The following is a 15,712-nucleotide window of genomic DNA, read 5'->3' on the forward strand; positions in this document are numbered from 1 at the left end:
ATGAAGCACCTTCCGCTTGCTGGTCTGTTGCTCCTTTCGCTCACCGCCTGCAGTGCTGGCCCCGACAAGCAGGGGGCGGCCGGCAGTGGCAGCGACACCCCGGCCGAAACCGCCTCGGCGACCGGGCCCGCGCAGTCGGCGGATCCCGACCTGGCCGCCCGCCCGGCCAACGACCTCCGCAAGGACAGTCCAGCGCGCCTGGACGGCTTCGGCGGCGTCACGCTGGGCGCCGGCATCGCCGAGGTCCGCAGCGGCTTCGGCACGCCGCTGCAAGGACTGGGCACCGACGCCAATGGCAAGCCCCTGCCGGCCGACGACAGCAACGACGGCTGCTACTTCCTGCGTCCGCAGGGCGCCGAAGACCCTCGCCTGATGATCGAGGCACGCAAGCTGGTGCGCTATGACGTGCGCAGTGCGGCGATCGTCGCTCCGGGCGGCGGCAAGGTCGGCATGACCCTGGGCGAGCTGCAGGTGCTGTACCCAGAGCGCGCGGACGTCGGTCCTGACAAGTACGACGAGAAAGCGCAGCACCTGCGCGTGCGGCCGGCGCAGGAAGGCGGGGCGGTCATCGACTTCGCGCTCGGCGCCGATGGTCGGGTCAGCGCCTGGCGCGTCGGCCAGACCCCGCAGGTCGATTACGCCGAAGGCTGTGGCTGATCCTTGATCCACCGCCCAGCCATGCGCTCGGGCCAAGCGTAGAATCGCGCCACCACTGCTGGGGAGTGCTCGATGATCGCCATTGCCATTGCCTGGTTCCTGCTCGGCCTGCTGTTGCTGGCGCTGGGCGGGGATTCCATCGTCAAGGCCGTGTCCGGCCTGGCCCAGCGCTTCGGGGCCAGCCCGTTCACTGCCGGGCTGCTGCTGCTCGGGGTGACCACCTCGTTGCCGGAACTGGCGGTCAATGCGCGCGCGCTGGCGGTCGGCCAACCGGAGCTGGCACTGGGCAATGCCGTGGGCAGCAGCATCGTCAACCTGGGCTTCACCTTGGCGGTGGCAGCCATCGCCGCGCCCCTGTTGCTGCGCGCGCGCCTGCAGACGGTGCTGTGGTGGTCGCTGCTGGTGGCCGGCGTGCTGCTGGTCCTGTTCGGGCTGGATGGTCGCCTGGCGCGCTGGGAAGGCGGCGTGCTGGTGGCAGGCTTCATCGTCATGCAGGTGCTGCTGCTGCGCCGCGGCCGCGTTGAGCGTGCCGAGGTGCAGGCGGCCATCGCCGAGTCCGCCCTGAGCCGCACCAGCCTGCCGTTGAACGTGCTGCGGGTGCTGATCGCAGCGCTGACGCTGTACTGGGGCGCGCGCCTGGTCGTGGGCGCCGCCGCTGACTTCGGTGCCGCGCTGGGCTGGACACCGCTGCTGGTCGGCCTGCTGCCGGTGGCGATCGGCACCGCACTGCCGGAGGTGGCAACCGCAATTGCTGCCGCGCGTCGCGGCCACGGCGACATGGTGCTTGGCCACGTGCTGGGCTCCAGCGTGGTCAACCTGCTGCTGGTGATCGGGGCGATGGCGGTATTGCAGCCGTTGGCGTTGCCGGCCTCGTTCGTGCGCCTGGAACTGCCGGCACTGCTGGCGTTCGCCCTGGTGCTGTACCCGATGCTGCGTGGCGATCTGAAGATCAGCCGCAGTGAAGGCGGAATCCTGCTGGTCGCGTTCGCCGGCTGGTTCGTGCTGGAGCTGCTGCTGGTCGGCGCGGCATGAGGTAGTTCCGGCCGCTGGCCGGCAACCTCACTGCCTCTGACGGAACCCTTGCCACTGCCGGCCAGCGGCCGGCTCTACCGGTTCTGCGTGGCTTCCTCTTCCCGCGCCGGTTCCGGCGGCGGAAGCTGTTCCTCGGCAGCCGGCTCGTTGCCCGGCAGGCTGGGACGGGTTTCCATCAGCAGCGACAGCGCCGCCTTGGCCATCATGTGGGCGCTGATCGGCGCGGTGATGAACAGGAATACGGTGATCAGCAGCTCGCGCGGCTGCGGGTCCTGGCCCAGGAAGATGTGGTAGCAGACCGAGCACACCAGCACGCAGCCCACGCCCAGCGTGCTGGCCTTGGTCGGCGCGTGCAGGCGCTTGAAGAACGTGGACAGCTTCACCAGCCCCAGTGCGCCGACCAGGATGAAGAAGCAGCCGAACAGCAGCAGGATCGACAGGCCGATCTGGATCGCGGTGATCATTCGACGATGTCCCGGCGCAGCACGAACTTGCTCAGCACCACGGTGCTGCCGAAGCCGAGCATGGCGATGACCAGTGCGGCTTCGAAGTAGATCGCGGAGTTGAGGTACATGCCGAACAGCATCAGCTCGGCAATGGCGGTCACCGACAACGTGTCCAGTGCGAGGATGCGGTCGGGCACGGTCGGTCCGCGCAGCAGGCGCCAGGTGGCCAGCAGCATGGCCAGGCCGACCACGTGCATGCACACCACCAGCGTGGTCTGGATGATCTGGAATCCAGTCATGGGAAGATCTCCATCAACGGCGCCTCGTAGCGGCGCTTGATCGTATCGATCAGGTCCTGTGGGTCCTCCAGGTGCAGCACGTGCACCAGCAGGAACTTGCGGTCGTCGCTGAGCGCGGCCGAGACCGTGCCCGGGGTCAGCGTGATCATGCTGGTCAGCGCCGCGATGCCGTGGATGTTGGCGATGTCCAGCGGCAGCCAGATGAAACCGGGGTGAATCTTCTTCTCCGGGCCCAGCACCTGCAGGGCCACGCGGATGTTGGACATCAGGATGTCCCACAGGGTCACGCATACCAGCTTGGGCAGCGGCCGCAACGTGCCGATGCGCGCGAACTCGCGGTCCAGGCGTGCGGCGAACAGCGGCACCACCACGCCCAGCACCAGCCCCAGCACGATCTGGCCGAGGGTGAAGCTGTCGGACATCAGCAGCCAGAATGCCACCACCATGATGCTGAGCATCGGCGAGGGAATCAGGCGACGGAACAGGGAGCGCTGGGCGGTCATGGCTGGCGGATCTCCGGTGCGGTCGCGCGCAGCTGCTGCACGTACTCGCTGGGTTGCAGCAGCTGTGCGGCGGTGGCGTCGGTGTAGCGCATCAACGGTGCAGCGGCCAGCGTCATCCCGATGCCGTAGGCCAGCAACAGGCAGGCGGCGTAGAGCTCCACCCGGCGCAGAGGAGCCTTGCGCGGCTTCGGCGCCTCGGGATCGACAGGCGGCACGCGCCAGAACAGGCGGATGCCGCCGCGGGTCAGGCCCATGATCACCAGCAGGCTGCTGACCAGCACCGCGGTCCAGACCGGAGCGGTGTACTGCGCCGGCATGCCGGCCAGCAGTGCGGCCTTGGCCAGGAAACCGGACAGCGGCGGCAGGCCGGCCACCGACACCGCGCCGATCAGGAACAGCACGGCGGGTGTCTCCTTGCCCGGCATCGGCGCGACCACTTCCTTGCGGTCGCTGGCACCGCCGCGACGACGGCGGATCAGGTCGGCGATCAGGAACAGCGCGGCGGCGACGAAGCTGCTGTGCGGCAGGTAGTACAGGCCGGCCGACAGCACCTGCGGTGTGCCGACCGAGAAGGCGATGAACAGCGTGGCTGCCGACACGATCACCAGGTAGGAGATCAGCACGCGCAGGCGGGTCGCGGCGAGGGCGCCCAGGCCGCCCAGCACCAGCGTCGCCACACCGGCCCACAGCAGCCAGTCACGGCCGTAGCCGGCCATCGCGCCGGCATCGTCGCCGAACCACAGCATCTGGATGCGCAGCACCGAGTACAGGCCGACCTTGGTCATGATCGCGAACAGCGCAGCCACCGCCGCCGGTGCGCGTGAATAGGCTTCCGGCAGCCACAGGTACAGCGGCATCAGGGCGGCCTTGGCGCAGAACACCAGCAGCAACAGGCCCATCGTCGCCTTCACCAGGGTCAGCTGCGCCGGCGGTACCTCGGCGATGCGCTGCGACAGCTCGGCCATGTTCAGCGAACCCAGCGTGGCGTACAGCAGGCCCAGCGCGATCAGGAACAGGGTCGAGGCGGTGACGTTGAACACCACGTAGTGCAGGCCGATGCGCATGCGCAGGCCACGGCCACCACTGAGCAGCAGGCCGTAGGAGGCGATCAGCATCACCTCGAAGAACACGAACAGGTTGAAGATGTCGCCGGTCAGGAACGCACCGTTGAGGCCGACCAGCTGGAACTGGAACAGCGCATGGAAGTGCGGTGCGCGGCGGTCCCAGCCCGAGCAGGCGTGCAGCAGGCAGGGAATGGCCAGCAGCAGGGTGGTCAGCAGCATCCACGCCGAAAGCCGGTCGGCCACCAGCGCGATGCCCAGCCGCGACGGCCAGTCGCCCAGCAGGTAGACGCTGATCTCACCACTGGCGGTGGTGGCAAACAGCAGGCCCACCGCCAGTGCCAGCGCCGACAGCGCGGTCCAGGCCACCGCGCGCTGCACCCTGGGGCCATAGCGGCGGTGTTCGACGAACAGCGACAGTGCCGCACCCAGCAGCGGAATCAGGATCGGCAGGATCACCAGGTGGTTCATGCGCGGTCCCCGCCCTGCCGTGGTGGTACGCGCTCATCCTGCAGGTCGTCATCCGGCTCGTGGGCGTCCACATGGTCGCTGTGGTTGTCGCTGCGGCTGCGCATGGCCAGCACGATGCTCACCGCGGTCATCGCGAAGGCGATCACGATCGCGGTCAACACCAGCGCCTGCGGCAGCGGGTCGGTGTAGTTGCCCAGGTGGCTGTCCACGCCGTCCTGCAGTACCGGCGCCTTGCCCAGCACCACGCGGCCACCGGCGAAGATCAGCAGGTTGGTCGCATAGGACAGGAAGGTCATGCCGAGGATCACATCGAAGCTGCGCGCACGCAGCAGCAGGTAGATGCCGATGGCGGTCAGCACGCCGATCGCGGTAGCCAGGGCCAGTTCCATCAATGCATCTCCCCGGTGCGTGCCGAGCGGCGTTGCAGGTCGATCTCACCCTTGCGGGCGGTACGGGTACGCGATGGCTTGATCGTGCCCATCATCGACAGCATCAGCATGGCACCGCCGAACACCACCAGATAGACGCCGATGTCAAAACCAATCGCACTGGCCAGCGGCACGTCGCCGATCAGCGGCAGGTGCAGGTCGAGGTGGCCGCTGGTCAGGAACGGCACGCCGAACAGCATCGACGCGCTGCCGCTGAGCAGGGCGATCAGCAGGCCCATGCCGATGCAGCGGATGTAGTCGAAGCCGAAGCGCGACTCCACCGACGCGGTGCCCTGGATCACGTACTGGATCAGCAGCGGCACCGCCAGCACCAGGCCGGCGATGAAGCCGCCACCCGGCGCGTTGTGGCCGCGCAGGAACAGGAAGATCGACACGGTCAGGGTCAGCGGGAACATGATCTGGGCCAGGTCGGCCGGCACCGGCAGCTTGATCGGCGGGCCGGGCATGATCTGCTCCGGCGCCATCCGCGTGCGCCGCAGCAGGGCATGCACCACCAGCGCGGCGATGCCGAACACGGTGATCTCGCCGAAGGTATCGAAGCCGCGGAAGTCGACCAGGATCACGTTGACCACGTTCTGGCCATAGGCCTCGGGCAGGGCACGGGCGAGCAGCTCGCCGGCCATGGTGTTCGGCGGCAGGGTCATCGCGGAATAGGCCAAGGCGCCAAGTCCGGCACCGGCGATGATCGCGATCACCGCGTCACGGCGCTTGCGCCAGCGCGGCCGCTCCGGCCCGGACTGCGCAGGCAGGTAGTTCATGCCCAGCAGCATCAGCACCAGGGTCACCATCTCCACCAGCAGCTGGGTCAGGGCCAGGTCCGGCGCGGACAGGAACACGAAGGTCAGCGCCACCATCAGGCCGACGCCGCCGACCAGCAGCACCGCCAGCAGGCGCTGCTTGTAGATACGCAGGGTAGCCACCGCGCAGGCCATCATCACCAGCCACAGCGCCCAGCCCAGCAGCGGGATCGGCTGTGGCCTGGTCCAGTTCGGCGAGGCGGGGTTGGCCACGAACGGCGCGGCGGCGGCCACGATCGCCACCAGCACCAGGCCCAGCAGCATGCGCTGAAGGCTGCCGTTGGCGATGCCGTTGGTCAGGCGCATGGCCAGTGCGGAGATCGCGTCCAGCTGCGCATGGAACACATTGCGGCCAGTGCTGACGTTGGTCACGGCGTGCAGGTTGATCAGCTTGCGCAGGCCGAAGTACAGCGCCACGCCGCCGATCACGCCGATCGCGCTCATCGCCAGCGGCAGGTTGAAGCCGTGCCATACCGCCAGGCTGTACTCGGGCATGGCGTCGCCGAGGATCGAGGCGGCAGCGGCGTGCAGCACCGGCGCTACGGTCAGTGCCGGTGCCACGCCCACCGCCACGCAGATCACCACCAGCAGTTCCACCGGCACCTTCATCCAGCGCGGCGGTTCGTGGGGCACGCGGTCCAGGTCGTGCGGGCCGGGGCCGAAGAAGGTGTCGTGCACGAAGCGCAGGCTGTACGCCACCCCGAATACGCCCGCCAGCAACGCTGCGATCGACACCGCCGTGCGCATGATTCCCGGGCCGCCGGCCGTGATCGCTTCGGCGAACAGCATTTCCTTGGACAGGAAGCCATTGAGCAGGGGGATGCCAGCCATCGCCAGCGAGGCGATGATCGCCAGCGCGCTGGTGAACGGCATCAGCCTGCGCAGGCCTCCCAGCTTGCGCATGTCTCGGGTACCGGTCTCGTGGTCGATGATGCCGGCGGCCATGAACAGCGAGGCCTTGAAGGTGGCGTGGTTGAGGATGTGGAACACGCCGGCCACCACCGCCATCGGCGTGGACAGGCCGAACAGCAGGGTGATCAGGCCCAGGTGGGAAATGGTCGAGTACGCCAGCAGGCCCTTCAGGTCATGCTGGAAGATCGCATTCCAGGCGCCGATCAGCAGGGTCAGTGCGCCGATGCCGCTGACCGTGTAGAAGAACAGGTCGCTGCCGGCCAGTGCCGGATGCAGGCGCGCCAGCAGGAACACGCCGGCCTTCACCATGGTGGCCGAGTGCAGGTAGGCCGAGACCGGGGTCGGCGCCGCCATCGCGTGCGGCAGCCAGAAGTGGAACGGGAACTGCGCGCTCTTGGTGAAGATGCCGGCCAGTACCAGGAACAGGGCGTAGGGGTACAGCGCGCTGGCGCGGATCTGCTCGCCAGCGGCCAGCACCACGTCCAGGTCGAAGCTGCCGACGATGCGGCCGATCAGCAGCACGCCACCGAGCAGGGCCAGGCCACCGCCACCGGTGATCACCAGCGCCATGCGTGCGCCTTCGCGGGCGTCCTGGCGGTGCGACCAGAAGCCGATCAGCAGGAACGAACTGATGCTGGTCATTTCCCAGAAGATCATCAGCAACAGCAGGTTGCCCGACAGCACCATGCCCAGCATGGCGCCCATGAACAGCAGCAGGTAGCAGTAGAAGCGGTGCGCGTTGTCCTGCTGGCTCAGGTAGTAGCGCGCATACAGCACCACCAGCGCGCCGATGCCGAGCACCAGCCCGGCGAACATCCAGGCCAGCCCGTCCAGTCGCAGGGTGAAGTCCAGCCCGAGCTGCGGCAGCCAGGGCACCAGGGTGCGGACCACCTGGCCATCGAGCACCGACGGGGTCAGCCAGCCGAGGATGGCCAGCCCGCCCAACGGCGCCAGCGCCGCCAGCCAGGCAGCAGTCGAGCGCGAACTACGGGGGAAGGCCGCAACAGCCGCTGCCATCAGGAACGGCAGGGCCAGCAGCAGGGGCAGGCTGGGGAGCATGCAGGGAATCCATGATTCACGAGCAGGTCAGGGAGGATAACAGGCTGCGAAATGTCGCCGAAACCCATCGAACAGCGATCAATTGCATGTAACGTTCGCTGATTCATTTTTTCTGCGATGCAACATCACATTCCTGCATCCCTTCCCTGGCTGCCCTCGGGGGACACCCTACGCCCACGCAGGGAGACCGCAGGCCCTGTCGCACAGGGGCTGCCGTCGACGGGCGGGCAATGGGGAGCGGATCACCGGCGCAGGCTGGCAGGGCTCCCGTGGACTACGGGTGACGGAATCCGCCCGTTCAGGAAACGACGGCCGCTGTCGGCCGCCGCCAGGTCAGTAGCGCCAGTCCAGCTTGCGGTAGAACTTGGCCATCACCCAGGCCGGGCCGATCAGCAGGTAGGTCAGGTCGGTCAGGAAGCTGGGCTTGCGGCCCTCGAATTTGTGGCCGACGAACTGCGCGATCCAGGCCACCACGAACACGCCCACCGCCAGCCAGCGCAGGGCCTGCAGGCCGATCTCGGCCTCCAGCAGCCGGCACAGGCAGCCGAACACGAAGAACTGGATGAGCATGCCGATGCCCAGCGGGCGCGACAGCTTGTTGTAGAAGCACCACGCGCTGAACATCGCCAACGCCGACCAGATGCCGTACTGGAACCAGGTGATCAGCGGCGGCAGGCACCACAGCAGGGCCACCACCGACCACAGGATCGCCGGGACCGCCACCACGTGGATGCGCTGGTTGATCACATTGCGGTGGTCGTCGGAGTAGCTGGCGAAATAGCGGTCGATCGGCCGCGCAAGCTGGGTGGATGTCTGCATGCTGCGTCGCTTCCTCGGGCAACGGTAGTGCCGGCCGCTGGCCGGCACTCCAGAGCATAGCCGAGTTCGCGAGGTTGCCGGCCAGCGGCCGGCACTACCGCGATCAGAGCGCCCCCCGCCTTTCCGGCCGGGGGGACGCGGGGGGATCAGTCGACGCTGATCCCGGCCAGGCGCTGCAGCGCCTCGGCGTACTTGGCGCGGGTGCGCTCGATGATCTCGGCCGGGATGCTCGGGCCCGGGGCGGTCTTGCCCCAGTCCAGCGTCTCCAGGTAATCGCGCACGAACTGCTTGTCGTAGCTCGGCGGGCTGGTGCCCACTTCGTATTCGTCGGCCGGCCAGTAACGGGAGGAATCCGGCGTCAGCATCTCGTCCATGATGTACAGGCGGCCATCGGCGTCGGTACCGAACTCGAACTTGGTATCGGCCAGGATGATGCCGCGCTCGCGGGCGTAATCGGCCGCGAACTTGTAGATGCGCAGGGTGGCGTCGCGCACGCGCTCGGCCAGTTCCGCACCGACCTGCTTCACCATCGCATCGAAATCGATGTTCTCGTCATGGTCGCCGACGGCGGCCTTGGTCGAGGGGGTGAAGATCGGCTCCGGCAGCTGCTCGGCCTGGCGCAGGCCGTCGGGCAGGTCGATGCCGCTGACCTTGCCGGTGCGCTGGTAGTCCTTCCAGCCGCTGCCGATCAGGTAGCCGCGGGCGATCGCTTCCACCGGCACCGGCTTCAGCTTGCGGGTGACCACCGCACGCTTGGCGTACAGGGCTGGGTCCACGCCTTCGGGCAGCACGCTGGCCACGTCGATGCCGGTCAGGTGGTTGGGCATCAGGTGCGCGGTCTTGGCGAACCAGAAGTTGGAGACCTGGCAGAGCATCTCGCCCTTGCCCGGAATCGGGTCAGGCAGGACCACGTCGAACGCCGACAGGCGATCGGTGGCGACCATCAGCAGGTACTCGCCCGGCGGGGTTCCGGCTGGCAGCCGCTCGCGCGGGATATCGAACACATCACGCACCTTGCCGCGATGGCGCAAGGGCAGGCCGGGGAGATCGGATTGCAACAGCGTGGTTGGCACGGGCACTCCTGGGGCGTTGTCGATACGGCTGCTGCCCAACGGACCCGGCGGGCCCGCTGACCAGCGGGCGGCCTAGTGTAAAGCGGTCCGGGCCCGCTGTGACGTAAAATGAGCGTCCATTTCGTCGGTCGACCCCGGAGCGCCATGCGCTGGTACGGAAAACTGCTCGGATTCATCGCCGGCGCCCTGCTGTTCCGGCCCAATCCGCTGTTCGGCGCGGTGGTCGGCCTGTTGATCGGCCACGCCTTCGATTCGGACTGGTTCCGCCTGAACAAGGAGAACCCGTACCGGGAGCTGGGGCTGACCTCCGAGGCCACCGATGCCGAGGTCGAGCGCGCCTACCGCAAGCTGATCTCGCAGTACCACCCCGACAAGCTGGGCGGTGCCGCCCCCGAGCTGCAGCAGCAGGCCGAGCAGAAGTCGCGGCGGATCAATGCCGCCTACGACCGCATCAAGACCCTGCGCAAGCGCTGATTCCAGAGTCCCGCCTGCGGGCGGGAGAACCTTTTCCCCGTTCCGAAGGCCCCGGCCATGTCCAACTGCCTCATCGCCCCCTCCATCCTGTCCGCCAACTTCGCCCGCCTCGGCGAGGAAGTCGACAACGTCCTCGCCGCTGGCGCGGACTGGGTCCACTTCGACGTGATGGACAACCACTACGTGCCGAACCTGACCATCGGCCCGATGGTCTGCCAGGCGCTGCGCAAGCATGGCGTCACCGCGCCGATCGACGTGCACCTGATGGTCGAGCCGGTGGATCGCATCATCCCGGACTTCGCCGAGGCCGGTGCCACCTACATCAGCTTCCACCCGGAGGCGAGCCGCCACGTGCACCGCACCCTCCAGCTGATCCGCTCGCTGGGCTGCAAGCCGGGCATCGTGCTCAATCCGGCCACTCCGGTGGACATCCTCGACTGGGTGCTGGATGACCTGGACCTGGTGCTGCTGATGTCGGTCAACCCGGGCTTCGGCGGCCAGGCCTTCATCCCCTCGGCGCTGGACAAGCTGCGCGTGGTGCGCAAGATGATCGATGCCAGCGGCAAGGACATCCGCCTGGAGATCGATGGCGGCGTGAAGGCCGACAACATCGGCGAGATCGCCGCTGCCGGCGCCGACACCTTCGTCGCCGGTTCGGCCATCTTCAACGCCAGGACCAGCTACCAGGATGTGATCGCGCAGATGCGCGCCAACGTCGCTGCGGCACGCTGACAAAAAGGGGACGGAGGCGATTAAGCTCGCCTGATCCCCTCCGTCCCCTTTTCCGCCCATGGCACTGTTGAACATCCGCCCGGCCACCGTCGCCGATGCGGGACTGATCCTGCATTTCATCCGCGAGCTGGCCATCTACGAGAAGGCCGAGCATTCGGTGCAGACCGATGAGATCGGCATCGCCGAGAGCCTGTTTGGTCCCGATGCCACGGCACGCGCACTGATCTGCGAAGCCGACGGCGAGGCCATCGGCTATGCGGTGTATTTCTACAACTATTCCACCTGGCTGGGCCGCAAGGGCATCTACCTGGAAGACCTCTACGTCAGCCAGGAAAAGCGCGGTGCGGGCGCCGGCAAGGCACTGCTGAAGTACATCGCGCGCCAGGCCGTGGCCGAGGGCTGCGGCCGTTTCGAATGGTCGGTGCTGGACTGGAACACCCCGGCCATCGAGTTCTACACCGCTGCCGGTGCCAAACCGCAGGACGAGTGGACCGTGTACCGGTTGCAGGGCCAGGCGCTGCACGATTTCGCCAACGGGTGAGATGACGTGCATCCACGCTTGGCGTGGATCTACTGCTGGGCAAATAAAAAAAGCCACGCCAATCACTGGCGTGGCCTCGCTGCATGCGTGGGAGGCTGATCCTGCCTCCATCCATCGTCCCTGCTATGGCCTTCCATTCTCCAGCAACTGAATGACACCTGCGTGACATTCACCGCGGGCAAACAGCGCATTGCTAGCCTGTGCCACCCCCTCCTGGAAGTACCGCATGACCACCCCGCGCTGGCGCCTGATCCTCAATGGCAAATCCGCAGGCAACGAGGAACTGCGCGAGGCTGTCGGCCATTGGCGCGGGCAGGGCGTGCAGCTGGACGTGCGGGTGACCTGGGAGGACGGTGACGCCGAACGCTACGTGGCCGAGGCCATCGATCATGGCGTGGACGTGATCGTTGCCGCCGGTGGCGATGGCACGCTCAGCGCGGTGGCCGAAACCCTGGCGCATCGTGAGGAAGCGGCGGATGCGCTGCCCTCGCTGGCGCTGATCCCGATGGGGACCGCCAACGATTTCGCCACGGCTGCGGGTATTCCGACCGAGCCTGAGGGCGCGTTTGCGTTGATCGGACAAACCACGCCGCGTGCCATCGATCTGCTGCGCGTGGATGCCGATGGCACGCCCTGGTGGTGCGCCAACCTCGCCAGCGGTGGCTTCGGCACGCAGGTGACGGTGGAGACCGATGCCGGCCTGAAGAAGATGCTGGGCGGGCTGGCCTATGTGATCACCGGCATCGCCAAGCTGGGCCGCATCGAGCCGATCACCGCGCGGCTGTCCGGCCCGGATTTCGCGTGGGAAGGCGACTTCATCGCCCTGGGCATCGGCAATGGCCGGCAGGCCGGCGGTGGCCAGCAGTTGTGCCCGCAGGCCGTGATCGACGATGGGCTGCTGGATGTCACCGTGCTTCCGGAACTGGAAGGTGAGGTCACCGCCACGCTCGGCCAGATGCTGAAGTCGGGCACCCAGGCGGCGCTCGAACAGCTGGCCACGCGCGCGCGGCTGCCGTGGCTGCAGGTGGAGTCCGAGCGCCCGTTGACCCTCAACCTGGACGGCGAACCGGTGCAGGCCCGCCAGTTCCGCATCGCGTGCGTGCCGGGCAGGGTGCGGATGCACCTGCCGACCGGATGCCCGTTGCTGGCTGGGTAGGGGGTAGAGTCGACTGTTGGCCGACTGCTTTTCGTTCCGACGGCGTAAAACCCCGCGCTACGCGCGCAAGTCGACCAACAGTCGACTCTACCGGTCCGCGCCACCGGTCCCCGCGGCCGGCTCGGCCGTCCGGTGGTTCAGTTTCACAGGGTTCCCCTCCCGCCCCGGCTGCGATACAGTCAGGGGGTGTCCAGCCTGACGACCCCGCATACCCTTTCTTCCGCACGCCGTTGGTGGCGATGGTGGCCCGTTGCCGTCGTCCGCCCCCATAACGCTGTGTCCCGGAAGGAAAGTCGTCTTGAACTCGCACGCTCAGTTTCAGCAGCAGGCCGCTGAAGGCCACACCCATATTCCCGTCGTCCGTGAAGTGCTGTCCGACCTGGACACGCCGCTTTCGGTCTATCTGAAGCTCGCCGACGGCCCCAATACCTACCTGTTTGAATCCGTCGAAGGCGGCGAGCGCTTTGGTCGTTACTCGATCATCGGCCTGCCGGCGCGTCGCGTGTACGCCTTCCATGGCCACACGCTGACCGTGCGCGAAGACGGCCAGGTGGTGGACACCCGCGAAGTGGCCGACCCGTTCGCCGAGGTCGAGGCGCTGCGCAGCGCCCACTCGGTGCCGAAGCTGGAAGGCCTGCCGGGCTTCACCGGTGGCCTGGTCGGCTGGTTCGGTTTCGAGTGCATCGGCTACATCGAGCCGCGCCTGGCCCCGCCGGCCGGCCGCGATGAGCTGGGCACGCCGGACATCCTGCTGCTGGACTCCAACGAGCTGGCGGTGTTCGACAATCTCAAGGGCCGGCTGTACCTGATCGTGCACGCCGACCCGCGCGTCGAGGGCGCCTTCGAGCAGGCCCAGGCGCGCCTGGATGCACTGACTGCCAAGCTGCGTGCACCGGGCGCCGGCTATCCGGCGCCGCTCAACAGCGACGTGCTGGACGAGTCCGACTTCGTCTCCGGTTTCACCCGCGAAGGGTTCGTCGATGCGGTCCAGCGCAGCAAGGAATACATCCGCGCCGGTGACATCTTCCAGGTGGTGCTCAGCCAGCGCCTGAGCGTGCCGTTCAAGGCGCGCCCGGTGGATGTGTACCGCGCGCTGCGTGCACTGAACCCGTCGCCGTACATGTACTTCCTGGATGTCGGCGACCTGCAGGTGGTCGGTTCATCGCCGGAAATCCTGGTACGCCTTCAGGATGGCGAAGTCACCGTGCGCCCGATCGCCGGCACCCGCCCGCGTGGCGCCACGCCCGAGCTGGACCTGGCGCTGGAAGCCGAGCTGCTGGCAGATCCGAAGGAACGCGCCGAGCATCTGATGCTGATCGACCTCGGCCGCAACGATGCCGGCCGCGTCTCGAAGGCAGGTACCGTGGAGGTGGGCGAGCAGTTCGTGATCGAACGCTACAGCCACGTGATGCACATCGTCAGCGAAGTGACCGGGCAGCTGCAGCCGGGCCTGAGCTATGCCGACGTGCTGCGTGCCACCTTCCCGGCTGGCACGGTCAGCGGCGCGCCGAAGATCCGCGCGCTGGAAGTGATCCGCGAGCTGGAACCGATCAAGCGCAATGTCTACGCCGGCAGCATCGGCTACATCGGCTGGCATGGCGATGCCGATACCGCGATCGCGATCCGCACCGCGGTGATCAAGGATGGCCGCCTGTACGTGCAGGCCGGTGCCGGCATCGTCTACGACTCGGACCCGGACAAGGAATGGGACGAGACGATGAACAAGGGCCGCGCGCTGTTCCGCGCCGTCGCCCAGGCCGCCAAGGGCCTGTGATCCTCCCCGTGCCGTGGCCTGCGCCGCGGCACCTTCCGCTGTTCCCATTCAAGACAAGGAGTACCGCATGAAGCTGCTGAGCGCATTGCTGTGGTCGTCACTGCTGGCCACGATGGCCCCGTCTGCGTGGGCGCAGGCCAACACGATTCCCTCGCAGCCGCACCTGCTGGTGAAGGGGCAGGGCAGCCGCACGGTGATGCCGGACCGGTTCGGCCTGCAGTTGAACATCGAAGAGACCGACATGGACGCCGACGCCGCGCGCCGCCGCGTGCAGGACAACGTTGCCCGCGTGCTGGCACTGTTCAAGCAGCACAAGGCGGTGGAGGGCAGCGTGCGTGCGGACAACCTGCGGATCGGCCCGGCCACGCGCTATGAGCAGAACCGGCAGGTCTTCATCGGTACCCGCGTATCGCGCCAGCTGCGTGCCAGCTTCGCCAGCGTGAAGGCGATGCAGGATGTGCTGGGGGCGTTGAAGGCCAACGAGAACGTACAGGTGAGCAGCCTGGCGCCGACCTATTCGGGCGAAGTGGCGCTGCGCCGCGAACTCAAGGGCGAGGCAGCGGCCCAGACCCGCGAGTCCGCGCTGGGCCTGGCCAAGGCCTATGGAACAAGAGTGCGTGGCCTGTACAGCATCTCCGATGTGGCGCCGGACTTCGCCTACGGCATCCGGGCCGGGCAATGGCCGCAGCAGGGCGAGGACGGCGGGGACCTCGACAGGATCTCGGTGACCGGCAGCTACGCGCCCGCCTCCGCGCCCGCGCCCGCGCCCGCTGAGCCCGAATCCATTGAAGCCGGCCCCATCACCTACACCGAAAACGTGTACGCCATTTTCCTCATAAGCGACGGAACCTGACCATGTTGTGGATGATCGACAACTACGACAGCTTCACCTACAACCTCGTGCAGTACCTGCAGACGCTGGGCGCCGAGGTGAAGGTGGTGCGCAACGATGCGATGAGCGTGGACGAGATCGCCGCGCAGAAGCCCGAGCGCATCGTCATCTCGCCCGGCCCGTGCACGCCCAACGAAGCAGGCGTGTCGCTGGAGCTGATCCAGCGCCTGGGCCCGACCACGCCGATCCTCGGCGTCTGCCTGGGCCACCAGGGCATCGGCCAGGTCTACGGCGGCACGGTCATCCGTGCCGGCAACATCATGCACGGCAAGACCTCGCCGATCCGCCATGAAGGCAAGGGCGTGTTCGCCGGCCTGCCGGACCGCTACCAGGCCACCCGCTACCACTCGCTGGTGGTGGACAAGAACAGCCTGCCCGATGTGCTGGAAGTGACCGCCTGGACCGAGAACGACGACGGCTCGATCGAAGAAATCATGGGCCTGCGCCACCGCCAGTTCCCGGTGGAAGGCGTGCAGTTCCATCCCGAATCCATCCTCACCGAACACGGCCACGCCCTGCTGCGCAATTTCCTGCAGCGTCCGGCGGCCTGATCCAAGGAGCATTC

17 protein-coding genes are annotated in these 15,712 nt (G+C 67.5%); 9 read left to right on the plus strand and 8 right to left on the minus strand.

Annotated features, from left to right (window positions below; translation table 11 throughout):
- Both ACUVWL_RS19120 and ACUVWL_RS19125 read left to right on the plus strand, forming a co-directional pair.
- Positions 1-657 carry a hypothetical protein gene (locus ACUVWL_RS19120; RefSeq protein WP_046432891.1) on the plus strand — a complete coding sequence of 219 codons (657 nt, stop codon included), beginning with the start codon at positions 1-3 and terminating at the stop codon, positions 655-657.
- Positions 658-729: 72 nt separating this feature from the next.
- The gene (locus ACUVWL_RS19125) at positions 730-1,689 is read left to right on the plus strand and encodes a sodium:calcium antiporter (RefSeq protein ID WP_014648680.1); all 960 of its coding nucleotides are present in this window, start codon (positions 730-732) and stop codon (positions 1,687-1,689) included.
- A gap of 74 nt (positions 1,690-1,763) precedes the next feature.
- On the opposite strand, the gene ACUVWL_RS19130 is transcribed toward ACUVWL_RS19125, so the two are convergent.
- The 8 genes from ACUVWL_RS19130 to ACUVWL_RS19165 all read right to left on the minus strand — a co-directional run bounded on the left by ACUVWL_RS19130 (position 1,764) and on the right by ACUVWL_RS19165 (position 9,578).
- Positions 1,764-2,153 carry a Na+/H+ antiporter subunit G gene (locus ACUVWL_RS19130; protein WP_014648679.1) on the minus strand — a complete coding sequence of 130 codons (390 nt, stop codon included), beginning with the start codon at positions 2,151-2,153 and terminating at the stop codon, positions 1,764-1,766.
- Entirely contained in the window at positions 2,150-2,434 is a 285-nt protein-coding gene (locus ACUVWL_RS19135) for a K+/H+ antiporter subunit F (protein ID WP_006399171.1), read from the minus strand. The genes ACUVWL_RS19130 and ACUVWL_RS19135 overlap by 4 nt, the downstream gene beginning before the upstream one ends.
- Complete coding sequence (locus ACUVWL_RS19140) at positions 2,431-2,937, minus strand: Na+/H+ antiporter subunit E (protein ID WP_032957141.1); 507 nt, start codon at positions 2,935-2,937, stop codon at positions 2,431-2,433. Before ACUVWL_RS19140 ends, ACUVWL_RS19135 begins: the two co-directional genes overlap by 4 nt.
- Positions 2,934-4,469, minus strand: a complete 1,536-nt coding sequence (locus ACUVWL_RS19145; protein ID WP_049440036.1) for a monovalent cation/H+ antiporter subunit D — start codon at positions 4,467-4,469, stop codon at positions 2,934-2,936. Before ACUVWL_RS19145 ends, ACUVWL_RS19140 begins: the two co-directional genes overlap by 4 nt.
- Positions 4,466-4,858 (minus strand): Na+/H+ antiporter subunit C, encoded by a 393-nt coding sequence (locus tag ACUVWL_RS19150; RefSeq protein WP_134809381.1) that lies wholly within the window; start codon positions 4,856-4,858, stop codon positions 4,466-4,468. The genes ACUVWL_RS19145 and ACUVWL_RS19150 overlap by 4 nt, the downstream gene beginning before the upstream one ends.
- Positions 4,858-7,686 (minus strand): monovalent cation/H+ antiporter subunit A, encoded by a 2,829-nt coding sequence (locus tag ACUVWL_RS19155; RefSeq protein WP_014648675.1) that lies wholly within the window; start codon positions 7,684-7,686, stop codon positions 4,858-4,860. Before ACUVWL_RS19155 ends, ACUVWL_RS19150 begins: the two co-directional genes overlap by 1 nt.
- 333 nt (positions 7,687-8,019) lie before the next feature.
- Entirely contained in the window at positions 8,020-8,505 is a 486-nt protein-coding gene (locus ACUVWL_RS19160; RefSeq protein ID WP_445978668.1) for an Mpo1 family 2-hydroxy fatty acid dioxygenase, read from the minus strand.
- 146 nt (positions 8,506-8,651) lie between these two features.
- The gene (locus tag ACUVWL_RS19165; protein ID WP_014648673.1) at positions 8,652-9,578 is read right to left on the minus strand and encodes a phosphoribosylaminoimidazolesuccinocarboxamide synthase; all 927 of its coding nucleotides are present in this window, start codon (positions 9,576-9,578) and stop codon (positions 8,652-8,654) included.
- 144 nt (positions 9,579-9,722) lie between these two features.
- On the opposite strand from ACUVWL_RS19165, the gene ACUVWL_RS19170 reads away from it, so the two are divergent.
- From ACUVWL_RS19170 to ACUVWL_RS19200, 7 genes are all read left to right on the plus strand, one after another.
- On the plus strand, positions 9,723-10,052 hold the full coding sequence (locus ACUVWL_RS19170; protein WP_005411327.1) for a J domain-containing protein: 330 nt from the start codon (positions 9,723-9,725) through the stop codon (positions 10,050-10,052).
- 57 nt (positions 10,053-10,109) lie between these two features.
- Positions 10,110-10,784, plus strand: coding sequence for a ribulose-phosphate 3-epimerase (gene rpe / locus ACUVWL_RS19175; protein ID WP_169411336.1), 675 nt, complete (start codon positions 10,110-10,112; stop codon positions 10,782-10,784).
- 58 nt (positions 10,785-10,842) lie between these two features.
- A complete protein-coding gene (locus ACUVWL_RS19180) occupies positions 10,843-11,325 on the plus strand; it encodes a GNAT family N-acetyltransferase (protein ID WP_046432872.1) in 483 nt (160 codons plus the stop codon).
- A gap of 226 nt (positions 11,326-11,551) precedes the next feature.
- A complete protein-coding gene (gene yegS / locus ACUVWL_RS19185) occupies positions 11,552-12,481 on the plus strand; it encodes a lipid kinase YegS (RefSeq protein ID WP_075076640.1) in 930 nt (309 codons plus the stop codon).
- Between the two features lie 298 nt (positions 12,482-12,779).
- Entirely contained in the window at positions 12,780-14,255 is a 1,476-nt protein-coding gene (trpE, locus tag ACUVWL_RS19190; protein WP_014648670.1) for an anthranilate synthase component I, read from the plus strand.
- A gap of 67 nt (positions 14,256-14,322) precedes the next feature.
- Complete coding sequence (locus ACUVWL_RS19195) at positions 14,323-15,108, plus strand: SIMPL domain-containing protein (RefSeq protein ID WP_262087813.1); 786 nt, start codon at positions 14,323-14,325, stop codon at positions 15,106-15,108.
- A gap of 2 nt (positions 15,109-15,110) precedes the next feature.
- The gene (locus tag ACUVWL_RS19200; protein WP_014038739.1) at positions 15,111-15,698 is read left to right on the plus strand and encodes an anthranilate synthase component II; all 588 of its coding nucleotides are present in this window, start codon (positions 15,111-15,113) and stop codon (positions 15,696-15,698) included.
- Positions 15,699-15,712 lie beyond the last annotated feature (14 nt).

It is taken from the genome of Stenotrophomonas muris (assembly GCF_052751275.1).